The organism is Nocardia sp. 852002-20019_SCH5090214, from assembly GCF_001665865.1.
GTDB classification, from domain to species: Bacteria; Actinomycetota; Actinomycetes; order Mycobacteriales; family Mycobacteriaceae; genus Nocardia; species Nocardia nova.
The window spans coordinates 1-10,095 of the sequence record NZ_LZMK01000107.1 but is presented as its reverse complement, the minus strand read 5'-3'; the positions used below and the strand labels follow the sequence as shown (position 1 = coordinate 10,095).

Annotated in this window: 12 protein-coding genes; 4 read left to right on the top strand and 8 right to left on the bottom strand. The window is 67.6% G+C overall.

The window, feature by feature from the left end:
- Both A5780_RS08885 and A5780_RS08880 read right to left on the bottom strand, forming a co-directional pair.
- On the bottom strand, positions 1 to 388 hold a 388-nt coding region (locus A5780_RS08885), incomplete at its 3' end, for a hypothetical protein (RefSeq protein ID WP_197521705.1).
- A 71-nt stretch (positions 389 to 459) separates the two neighbouring features.
- Positions 460 to 1,686, bottom strand: coding sequence for an FAD-dependent monooxygenase (locus A5780_RS08880; protein WP_064908196.1), 1,227 nt, complete (start codon positions 1,684 to 1,686; stop codon positions 460 to 462).
- A gap of 418 nt (positions 1,687 to 2,104) precedes the next feature.
- Here A5780_RS08880 and A5780_RS08875 point away from each other — a divergent pair, with 418 nt between their 5' ends.
- Positions 2,105 to 2,503 (top strand): PPOX class F420-dependent oxidoreductase, encoded by a 399-nt coding sequence (locus tag A5780_RS08875; RefSeq protein WP_063015802.1) that lies wholly within the window; start codon positions 2,105 to 2,107, stop codon positions 2,501 to 2,503.
- A gap of 339 nt (positions 2,504 to 2,842) precedes the next feature.
- Positions 2,843 to 3,106 carry a hypothetical protein gene (locus A5780_RS08870; RefSeq protein WP_063015801.1) on the top strand — a complete coding sequence of 88 codons (264 nt, stop codon included), beginning with the start codon at positions 2,843 to 2,845 and terminating at the stop codon, positions 3,104 to 3,106.
- 80 nt (positions 3,107 to 3,186) lie between these two features.
- On the opposite strand, the gene A5780_RS08865 is transcribed toward A5780_RS08870, so the two are convergent.
- Positions 3,187 to 4,398, bottom strand: coding sequence for an FAD-dependent monooxygenase (locus A5780_RS08865; RefSeq protein WP_064908195.1), 1,212 nt, complete (start codon positions 4,396 to 4,398; stop codon positions 3,187 to 3,189).
- Between the two features lie 92 nt (positions 4,399 to 4,490).
- Between A5780_RS08865 and A5780_RS08860 the strand changes: the two genes are divergently transcribed.
- Positions 4,491 to 5,252 carry a TetR family transcriptional regulator gene (locus A5780_RS08860; protein WP_064908194.1) on the top strand — a complete coding sequence of 254 codons (762 nt, stop codon included), beginning with the start codon at positions 4,491 to 4,493 and terminating at the stop codon, positions 5,250 to 5,252.
- A 104-nt stretch (positions 5,253 to 5,356) separates the two neighbouring features.
- Here the strand turns inward: A5780_RS08860 and A5780_RS08855 are convergent, their stop codons facing one another.
- The 3 genes from A5780_RS08855 to A5780_RS08845 all read right to left on the bottom strand — a co-directional run bounded on the left by A5780_RS08855 (position 5,357) and on the right by A5780_RS08845 (position 6,953).
- Positions 5,357 to 5,701: a helix-turn-helix domain-containing protein gene (locus A5780_RS08855; protein WP_181065307.1), complete on the bottom strand. Its 345-nt coding sequence runs from the start codon at positions 5,699 to 5,701 to the stop codon at positions 5,357 to 5,359.
- Positions 5,698 to 6,081, bottom strand: coding sequence for a hypothetical protein (locus A5780_RS08850; RefSeq protein WP_064901871.1), 384 nt, complete (start codon positions 6,079 to 6,081; stop codon positions 5,698 to 5,700). Before A5780_RS08850 ends, A5780_RS08855 begins: the two co-directional genes overlap by 4 nt.
- Before the next feature lie 116 nt (positions 6,082 to 6,197).
- Positions 6,198 to 6,953, bottom strand: coding sequence for a class I SAM-dependent methyltransferase (locus A5780_RS08845; protein ID WP_064908193.1), 756 nt, complete (start codon positions 6,951 to 6,953; stop codon positions 6,198 to 6,200).
- Positions 6,954 to 7,191: 238 nt separating this feature from the next.
- Here A5780_RS08845 and A5780_RS08840 point away from each other — a divergent pair, with 238 nt between their 5' ends.
- Positions 7,192 to 8,079 carry an LLM class flavin-dependent oxidoreductase gene (locus A5780_RS08840; RefSeq protein ID WP_064908192.1) on the top strand — a complete coding sequence of 296 codons (888 nt, stop codon included), beginning with the start codon at positions 7,192 to 7,194 and terminating at the stop codon, positions 8,077 to 8,079.
- A 144-nt stretch (positions 8,080 to 8,223) separates the two neighbouring features.
- Here A5780_RS08840 and sigJ read toward each other — a convergent pair whose 3' ends face one another.
- Both sigJ and A5780_RS08830 read right to left on the bottom strand, forming a co-directional pair.
- On the bottom strand, positions 8,224 to 9,147 hold the full coding sequence (gene sigJ / locus A5780_RS08835; protein WP_064908191.1) for an RNA polymerase sigma factor SigJ: 924 nt from the start codon (positions 9,145 to 9,147) through the stop codon (positions 8,224 to 8,226).
- On the bottom strand, positions 9,144 to 10,095 hold a 952-nt coding region (locus tag A5780_RS08830), incomplete at its 5' end, for an NAD(P)/FAD-dependent oxidoreductase (RefSeq protein ID WP_064908190.1). The genes sigJ and A5780_RS08830, both read right to left, overlap by 4 nt.

Below are 10,095 nucleotides of genomic sequence, written 5' to 3'. Positions count from 1 at the left end.
CCCGCAGAGCCGGCCCGAAGTGGGCGGAGAGGCGCTCGCACAACGGAATCAGAGCGGACTCCTCGATCCACGGACCGCTGTCCCACGAGTCGATGCCGAACCAGTTCACACAATCGGGGGTGCCTTGCGGGCGAACGAAGACATGCTGATGAAAGTGCGCAACGCTGCGGCCGGTAACCGCAGAGAAAACGAATTCGGGGGCAAGCTCGGCCCGCAGGGCGACGGCGGCCCGGCGAGCCGCCCACCCGATCGCGGCGCCTTCGGCGTCGTTCAGATCGGCCAAAGTCGGTGCGTGACGGACAGTTTCGACGAACAGGTAGCCAGGCATCGGTGAACCCTCGGACAGCGGACGGTGCGTCACCACCACCAGATCATCGGCGTAGATCACCGGACCGACCAGACGTCCGACGCCACGATGCTTATCACAGATCAGGCATTCGTTCCCCACTCGGCGGGGGCCTACCGGGGTCCGGCAGCTGAGGTGGTCGGCGGTGTGGCCGTGATCCCGGAGTCGGGCACACCCGCGTAGCCGGGCAGCTCGACGCCGTTGAGCGCGCGTTCGATCAGGTCGGCGAACCATTCGCCGGTGAAATCGGGGCTCGGCTCGGAATCGGGCGTGGGGACCTCACGGCTGCGGGCGTGCAATCGGCCGATTTCCTGGTTGGCCTCGACGTACGGGCGCATCTGTTCCTCGTAGCGGGCGAATCCGATTTTCGGGTCCCAGTCGGCGGCCGCCAGTTCTCCGGCCAGCAGGTAGGCGCCGACCAGGGCCAGGCCGGTGCCCTGCCCGGACAGCGGTGAGGAGCTGAACGCCGCGTCCCCGAGCAACCCCACCCGACCGCTGGACCATCGGTCCATCACCACCTGGGCGACCTGGTCGAGATAGAAGTCCGGGCTGTCGTCCAGATGCGCGAGAATGCGCGGAGTCAACCACTCCATGCCGGCCATCCGTTCTCGGAGCAGGCGCTTCTGGGCCTCGACGTCGCGGTAGTCGACGTCGAGGTCGGCGGCGGTGAAGGAGAACATGGCCATGGCCTTGGTGGCGTCGGGGATGGGTCGCAGACCGGCGGACCGCCCGGGCTCCTGATAATCGATCAGCCAGCGCTCGAGCCCGAACTCGTTGGGCACGGTGTAGAAGGCCAGTGCCTGCCCGAGGTGACGGATGAACTGCTCGCGCGGGCCGAAAACCATGGCGCGCAACGCCGAGTGCAGTCCGTCCGCCCCGATCACCAGGTCGAAGCGCCGCTGATCGCCGCCCGCGAAGACGACGTCGACCCCGTCCGCGTCCTGGGTCAGTTCGGCGATCCGATCGCCGAAGAGGTATTCGGCACCGTCGCGGGTGTCGTCGTAGAGCACCCGGGACAGGTCCCCTCGCAGAATTTCGATCTCGGAGATGTAACCGTCGCCGCCGTCGTCGTCCGCCCGAAAGGTCTCCAGCACTGTGCCGTTCGCGTCCACGGTGTACGCGCCGGCGGTCTCGGTGCGCGCGGCGCGAACCGCCGCGTCGAGTCCCATCCGCCGGATGACCTCTTTGGTCACTCCGCGCGCGTCCACGGCCTGACCGCCGGGTCGCAGTCCGGGCGCCCGCTCCACCACGGTCACCTCGGCGCCCCTCCGGACGAGCCAGTGGGCCAGCGCGGGCCCGGCGATGCTCGCCCCCGTCACCAACACTCGAGTGCCGCTCACAGCGCCCCCTGCACACCTGTGCCGATCACTGAACGGTTCGTCTGCCCCCGCTCGGGTCCGTGAGTGCCCATCGTTGCCTCCCTGTGCTTGTTCCCGCGCTGGGACGGGCCCAGTGCTGTCGGTATCCAGTGGTGTCGACGGCGGGGCCGCGCAGAATTCATCGGTGCTGCCGAGGTCGTTGTATTCGCTCGGGCGGAACAGCCTGTGGAGCTTGTTGATTCGAGCGTAAACCCGTGCCCACGGACTGAAATCTAGCAACACTAGACAATCTATCGAATTTGATGTTACCGTCGCTCTAGTCGCTAGCGCTGATAGATTTCGGTAGGGGAGCCGGATCGCTGACGCTCGGCGCCACCGACAACTTCCGGCTGATCGCCGGGGGCGCACCGTGATTCGAGTTCACCGAGGAGTAATCGACATGACCTTCACCATCAACGAGCAGAAGTTCCTCGCCGAGGCCGGAATCGGCCGCCTCGCCACGGTGTCACCCGACGGCGTCGTGCAGAACAACCCGACCAGCTATCGGGTGAACGCCGACGGCACCATCGACATCGGCGGTATGCGCATGCGCGCCAGCCGGAAATATCGCAATGTCGAGGCGGGCAGCCGCGTGTCGTTCGTCGTCGACCAGCAGGTGTCGTTGGAGCCCTACGAAATTCGCGGCATCGAGGTGCGCGGCACGGCCGTTGCGCTCGACGACGAGGAGCCTCCGTTCGCGCCCCAGGAACGCGCGATCATCCGCATCATCCCCGAACGGATCATCTCCTGGGGCATCGACAGCGGATCCTTCGACTTCACCAGTCGCAAGCCCGAATAGTCGCTGCGGTGTGCGCGTTATGCGTCATCGCAGGACGTGCGCAGTATGGTCCGGACTTTCGAGCCGGCTCGGCGCCCTACGGGACCGGCATCATGTGCGGGTGCAGCACGGTGCCCGGGGCTCGCGCGAGGTCGTGCCGGCGCGCACTCGGCGCCGCGATGCCGGCACAGGCTGCGGGTAGTCCGACGGGGCACTTCGCCGGTCGATGTCGCGGACGGGCCCGGTTGCGAGGTTCGCAGGCGGATGCCACACGCCGCGCCACACCGGACCGATGTCGAACGCCGACCGCGATGATCGCAGAGCCCGTGTAAGAGCGGGACGGGCGGGAATCACGCCACTATGACAGAGAACACATCGGATGCCTCGGAGTCGACCGCCAAGCCCGCCGAGACGGCCGCGCCGGAACCGGATCGGGAAACCCGCGAGCGGGCCAAGAAGGAAGCCGACCGGCTGGACAAGATCTACGAGCCCGGCGCCCGGGCCAGCGTCGTCGTACCCGGTACCGACGGCATGGTCGCCGGTACCGCCTTCGCCGACTCGGTCGACGAGCAGGTCACCGAGAACAAACCACCGGACGAACTTCGCAAGGACAAAGATTCCTGATTCCGGCTGAACTCGGCCGGCGTCGACGAGGGACCAGCGGGCGCGAGGCGAACCGCGATGGCACCGTGCGCCGAAGCGGTTCATTCCGCGATCGTCGCTGCCGGCGGCCTGTAGTCGGGGAGCTGCTCGACGGACTTGGGCGCCATGATGCGTTCCATTCCGGCCATCGATTCCAGGAGCGGCAGGCGGGTGATGAGGTTGCGCACGGCGATGCCGACCCGCGTTTTGGGGGCCATCAGTCGCAGGTTGGGGCCGATCTTTTGTTTGCGGTCGACCAACGGCCGGTGGGCCCGCTCGTACCGGTGGAAGGCGATGCGATGGTCGCCGCCGGCCGCTGCGAGTTCACCCGCGAGCCGATAGGCGCCGATCAACGCCAGTTCGGCCCCGGCGCCCGAGGCCGGAGACGCGCAGTAGGCGGCGTCGCCGACCAGCGCGACCCTGTCGATCGACCAGGAATTCATGCGAACTTGGCCGAGCGTGTCGATGTAGGCGTCGGGATCGGCGAGTACGCCCTGCAGCAATTCCGGCACGTGCCAAGCGTTTTCGCCACGGAACTCGGTGGCGAGCAGCGCCCGCGCCGCCTCCTGGTCGCGCGGGTCGATATCGCGCCGCGGACTGCGGAACATGAGGTACGCCTTGGCCTGTGTGTGGTTGCCCGAGCGGTAGATCCCGGCGAAGTGTCCCGGCGTATTGAAGACCGTCATCCACCGGTCGGGTCCCAACGCCGAGTCGGTGTTACCGAAGGCGAAGTAGTGGTCCATGTGCCGCACGTGGTCGGACTCCGGGCCGAAGGCCAGTCGCCGGACCGCCGAGTGCAGGCCGTCGGCTCCGATCACCAGGTCGAAGCGTCGCGTCGGCGCATGCTCGAAGGTGACGGTGACACCGTCGGCGTCTTGCTCGAGCCCGCGGATGGAGTCGCCGAAGATGTACTCGACGTTGTCGGCGGTGATGTCGTGCAGGATCCGGACGAGATCGCCACGCATGATCTCCGCCTCGGTGCTGCCGTACTTCTCCTTGATTCCCTGCATGTCGATCCGAGCGAGGTCGCGTCCGTCGGCGCGGACGAATCTCATTCCCGCGACGTCGGCCGCGGAATCCCGCACACGCGCCATGATCCCCATCTTCTCGGCCACGTCGATCGCCTGATCGCGGATATCGACCCCTTGGCCGCCGGTCCGCAACCGGGGTGCCCGTTCCACCACGGTGGGCCGAAATCCGTGCCGTGCCAGCCAGTACCCCAACACCTGTCCGGCGATACCGGCGCCGGAAATCAGAATCCGCTCGTTCTTCACCGCGTCCTCCTTGTCGCAAAAATACTGACCATTGGTCAGGTCTCAACGATAAGGTGCTGACCGTCGGTCAGTCAAGGGATAGGATCGGGATCGTGACCGACGATTCGCGTGCTCGAATCCTGCGCACCGCGCTGGTGATGTTCGCCGAGCGCGGCTACCACGCCGTCTCCGTGCGGGAGATCTCCGAGCAGGTCGGACTGACCAAAACGGCTGTGCTCTATCACTTTCCGAGCAAGAGCGACATCGTCGTCGCCTTGGTCGAACCATTGCTCGCAGACACCGAGGCCATGCTCGAATCGGTCCGATCCATCCGGGATCCGGACGCGCGACGGTGGGCAGTGGCCGAAGGGCTCATCGATACCTGGCTCCAGCATCGGCCATTGCTGCGGATACATATGCAGGACCAGGCGCTGTCGGCCGATACTGCCACCTACCAGCGGCTGCGTGACATCGCCCTGACCGCGCAGGCATTGCTCGCCGGCCCCGACGCGGATTTCACCGCCCGGGTCCGGGCCGCGCAGATCTACGCGGCGCTCAGTGATCCGGTGGTGTTCTTTGCCGACCAGAGTGAAAAGCGTTTACGCGCAGCTATTCTCGATGGGGTGCAGCGACTGCTGGGTGGGGCGCCGTCCCGTGTCACTGCTCGCGCGTCCGGGCGGTCCGCCGACATCTCGCGGCGCCGGACCGGTCGCGGCCGACCGGGTGCGATGACCCCCGCGATGGTCGAAACCGCTCGGCGAATGCGCGATTCCGGCGAATGTACCGTCGACGAGATCGCCGCGAGCCTGGGCGTGTCCCGTGCGACCGTCTATCGGAACCTCACAACTTCCGACGACGGCCCGCCCGTCTCATAAATCTTTTTTGATACGTGAAGGCTGGTTCGAGGATTCCGGCGTGACCTCGACGGCCCGGTGCGGTATCCGAATGAGCGTTACCGCTGCCCTCCGGCCCGGAGTGGCTACTCGTCCATCGTCATGCGCCACTCCGTCGCCCATTGCGTCAGCGGTGTGAGTCGCTCGACGAGTGTGCGCCCGGCGCGGGTCAGCCGATAACCCTCGTGATGTTCGACCAGGCGCGCCTCGGTGAGTTCGGACAGCCGGCGGGTCAGCACGCTCGAGGAGAGGTCGCCGCATGCGGTGCGCAGTTCGCGGAAGGTGAGCGGACCCGGGGCCTGATCGAGTTCCCAGATCACCCGCAGCACCCAGCGCCGCCCGAGCAGATCGAACAGCGCCATGATCGGGCGCCCGGTGGTCGATCCGCGCACCGGGCGCCCCGGACGCGGCGTTTCGGCCGCCACGGTCATGCCGCCTGCGGCGGGGGCGAATCTTCCAGCCGCCGTGCCATTTCCGCGATGGCCGCGCGCAATGCCCGATACGGTCGCAGGAACAGTGTCACGTGGGTCAAGCTGCCGGTCTCGGAGAGTTCTTCCCGCAACACACCCTGGAGTTCCTGGTCGGCGAATCGGGCGGTGAAGGCGAATATCCGTTGCTGCCCGTCGGTCCACTGCCGCGTCTGCTGCACCGAGTCGAGCACCGTCGCGATCGTGGCCAGCAGATGTGCCGCGCGGGCGCGCCCGTGGTAGTCGGCGACCGGGCTCGAGAAGGTCACGCCTTCGGCGAGTAAGGCCGGCAGTTGCGTGGTGTCTTTCGATTGCCACACCGGCAGGATGAGACTTTCGACCATGCCTCTATTTTAGAGGCACGCTGGGGTGGGTGCCAGTCCCTGCGCGCGGGGATCCCGGTCGAGAATGCGGGCATCGTCCGGACATCCAGGACCGGCCGCGCCCGAGGCTGCGGTTGTCAGTCGGCGCGCAGGACGAAGAACAGGAAGCACAGGAATCTGTTGTCGGTGCTCTCGCCGAGCACCTCGGGGATCAGGTCGCGGGCGGCGGGCAGGGCCGGGGGTTCGCTGATGACGCCGATGCGGAATCCCGCTGCGGTGAAGGCGTCGGTCATCGCGTGTAATGGCCGGTCCCAGAAGCTCAGTCGGGCGGTCCGGCCGCCCATGGTCCATTCCTCGATCCGGTTGCGGACCTCGAAGTAGTTGGTCGGGTCACCGGCCAGGCGCTGCCCGAGGAAGTTGGCGAAAGGATGCTCGACCGAGACCAGGAGTCTGCCGCCGGGGACCAGCACTCGTCGCAACTCGGCGAGAGTCGGTCCCCAATCTCGCAGATAGTGCAAGACCAGAGACGCGACGACATCGTCGAACGCGTCGTCGGGAAAGGGCAGCGGATCGGCCAGGTCGGCGACTCGCACATCCGCGTCGGCGCCGAGGTGCTGCCGGGCCTGCTCCAGCATCCGGGCACTCGCGTCGATGCCGGTCACGACGGCGCCACGGTCGCGCAGCGCGGCGAACAGGAGACCCGAGCCGCAGCCGGCATCGAGGATCCGCCGCCCGGACACATTCCCGGCGAGCTCCACGATCGCGGGCCGGTTGTAGTACGCGTGCAGGAGGCCGGTCTCGTTTTCGGCCGCATACCCCTCGGCGATGCTGTCGTAGCCGCTCACCGCGGCCGGATCAGCGGTGAATGCATGGCCTTCCGGAATCGAAGTCATGCGCCCCATCCTGACATGTCAGGGGTATGCGCTGTAAAGCCTTGTGAGCCAATCACTTCGGATGGCCTACTATCCCGCGCGACGCCCTGGAAGAGCGCCTTCTGCCGGGACCGGTCGCGTGAGTCGTGTTGCGAACGCCATGGCGCCGGCCGCGGTCGAGGACGAACCGCATGTGAAGCTCCGGAGCGATATCGGGGATCGCGTGACCGGGGCCGGGTGGGTCTGAAAGGGTCGCCCCATGAAGATCGGTGTCGCACTTCCGCAGATGGCTCCCGGCTACGGGCCGGGTACGACGCTCGATTGGGCCCGGCGAATCGACGCGGGTCCGTTTTCGAGCGTCTCCGTGGGTGAGCGGGTGACGTTCTCGAATCCGGAGATGGTCGCGACGCTGGGCGCCTGCGCCGCGGTCACCGAGCGAGTGCAGGTCCTGGCGAACCTCTGGGTGCTCCCACAGCATCCGATGGCGATGGTCGCCCAGCAGATCGGCACCCTCGACCAGCTCGCGAACGGCCGTCTCGAGGTAGCCGTCGGCGTCGGCGCTCGCGAGCACGACTACCGCGCTCTCGGCGCCGAATTCGAGCGACGGCACCAGCGACTCGACGACAAGGTCGCCGAGCTGAAGTCACTGCTGGCCGGCGAGCCCCCGTTCGAGGGCGCGGACCCGATCGGGCCGGCGTGCGTGCAGCCGGATGGGCCGATCATTCTCGCCGGCGCGATGGGGCCCAAGGCGATGCGCCGGGCGGCGCGGTGGGCCGACGGCATCTCCGGCTTCAGCATCTCCGGCGACGCCGAGGAGATCGCCAAGGTAGGCGAGCTCGCCGACCGATGCTGGGCCGAGGCCGGTCGTACGACGCCCCCGCGCAAGGTCAGCGGCTGCTTCACCGCCTTGGGCGTCACCGACGCGTCCGAGGCGCTGCGCTCCTTCACCGCCCGCTACCTCGGCTTCCTCGGACCCGACCTGGCCGACATCGTCGCCGCGTCGGCGCGGGCGTCGAGTCCCGAGGCGCTCGCCGGCATTCTCGACGGCGCGGAGCGGGCCGGGTGCGACGAGTTCATTCTGGTTCCGGCCGTCACCGACCTGAACTTCCTCGAGGTCGCGTCCGAGGTGGTCGCCACACGGCCTTGACGCGCGAAAGGTGCGCAAATCGTAAGAGCGCCAACCGGAACCGGGTGAACGGATATCCCTGCGCCACTTGGCAGAGTGGTAACCGACCGACGTGGACGAACCGAGCCGGCCGTCCCGCCCAGGATGGGCGCCGGCCGGGGCGCGTTATGGCCTGTGCACGGTCGGGTCGCTGCGCGTGATGGCGCGCGGGACCGCGAGGGTCGCGAGTTTGTCCGGATTTCGGATGATGTAGAGGTTGGTGATCCGGCCCTCGGCGCTGTCGAGTAGGCAGGCGGCCTCCTGTCGATCGCCGTCGTAGATCGCGATCGCAGGGGTGTGGTTGTAGGTCGCCGACTCGAGCCGCAGGCCGGGCACCCGTCCGACCATGTGGAATACGTCGATCACAATGGTGGCCACATCCTGCGCTCCCCGCGCCCGCGGGCCGGCCGCGCTGACCTTGCCTCCGCTGTCGGTGGTGAAGGCGACATCGGGTGCGAGTAGCGCCAGCAGTCCGGACAGGTCGCCGGTGGTCGCCGCGGCCAGGAACCGTTCGGTGAGATCGGCGGTGCGGGCGGAGTCGACAGGCCCGAATCGGTTGCGTCGCGCTTGGACGTGGGCACGGGCACGGTAGGCCATCTGGCGCACCGCGGTCGCGGATTTGCCTATCGCCGAACCTATTTCGTCGTAGGCGAAGCCGAATACCTCGTGCAGCACGAAGATCGCGCGCTCATCCGGAGTGAGCGTTTCGAGCAGCACCAGCATCCCCATCGATACCGATTCGGCGAGCACCACATCGCTGACCGCATCCTGTTCGCTGATCAGCAGCGGCTCGGGCAGCCACGGACCGACGTAGTCCTCGCGTCGGCGGGAACCGGCCCGTACCGCGTTGAGAGCCTGCCGAGTCACCAGTTGTGCCAGATACGATTTGGTATCCCGCACGATCGCGAGATCCACCCGGGACCAGTGCAAGTAGCTGTCCTGGAGCACATCATCGGATTCCGTCGCGGAGCCCAGGATTTCGTAGGCGATCGTGAACAACAGCGGTCGCAGCAAGGTGAACCGCTCGGCGTGTTCGGTAGTGGCGGTCATCGCGTGACGTTCTCCGCCGCCGGCAGCGGGTGCCGGTTTCCGGCACCCTTGTAGATCGAGAGCGAGCCGGGTTTGCGGGCTTCCTTCCGAATTCCCGTCACCGCACCATTACTCGCCGCCTCCTTGATCGGGACACCCCAGCGACCGCCGAGGTGAAGTTTTCCGGCCGTGTCGTCACGGTGGGTGAACTGCACCGCCGCGGCGCGGCGGCCCAGGCTGATACCGGTGCCGATGAACCCGATGTTCAGCACGCCGGGACGGGTGCCGGCGATGCGTGCCAGGACGGTATCGGCGGCGTGCAGACCCAGCGGCGCGGCGGCCTGGCAGCTCATACGCAGCGGCCGGCCCGAGGGTGCGGCAGCGTCACCGGCCGCGATGATGCGATCGTCGCCCACGCTGGTCAGTGTCTCATCCGTGAGTAGCCGGCCCAGCGCATCGACGGGCAGGCCGCTGTCGGCAGCGAGATCCGGCACACCGAATCCGGCGGTCCAGATCGTGAGAGCGCCGGCCAGCACCGTGCCATCCGCCAATGTCACCGCGTCCGGCCACACCTTCGCCACCCGCGCATCCTCGAGCACCTCGACCTGGTTCGAGAACAGCCATTTCAGCACCGAGCGCCGGGCAGGTTCCCGGAACGTCGGCGCCAACCGGCCGCCACCCACCAGCGTGACGGCGCGGCCCTGATCAGCCAGTTCGGCGGCGGTTTCGATGCCGGTGGGACCGCCACCGACAACGGTGATCCGGGCATCCCGGGCCAATTCGTCGATCGCGGTCCGCAGTCGTTCGGCGTGCTCCCACTCGCCGATAGGGTGGGCGAATTCGGCCGCGCCAGGTACGGAGGTGGGTGGCGGCCGGTTGGCGCCGACGTTCCGGGAACCTGCCCGGCGCTCGGTGCTGAAATGGCTGTTCTCGAACCAGGTCGAGGTGCTCGAGGATGCGCGGGTGGCG

Coding starts and splice junctions, on each gene's coding strand:
- A5780_RS08875 (WP_063015802.1), top strand. CDS start 2,105: ATGACCTTCACCATCAACGAGCAGAAGTTCCTCGCCGAGGCCGGAATC.
- A5780_RS08870 (WP_063015801.1), top strand. CDS start 2,843: ATGACAGAGAACACATCGGATGCCTCGGAGTCGACCGCCAAGCCCGCC.
- A5780_RS08855 (WP_181065307.1), bottom strand. CDS start 5,701: ATGACCGTGGCGGCCGAAACGCCGCGTCCGGGGCGCCCGGTGCGCGGA.
- A5780_RS08850 (WP_064901871.1), bottom strand. CDS start 6,081: ATGGTCGAAAGTCTCATCCTGCCGGTGTGGCAATCGAAAGACACCACG.
- A5780_RS08845 (WP_064908193.1), bottom strand. CDS start 6,953: ATGACTTCGATTCCGGAAGGCCATGCATTCACCGCTGATCCGGCCGCG.
- A5780_RS08840 (WP_064908192.1), top strand. CDS start 7,192: ATGAAGATCGGTGTCGCACTTCCGCAGATGGCTCCCGGCTACGGGCCG.
- sigJ (WP_064908191.1), bottom strand. CDS start 9,147: ATGACCGCCACTACCGAACACGCCGAGCGGTTCACCTTGCTGCGACCG.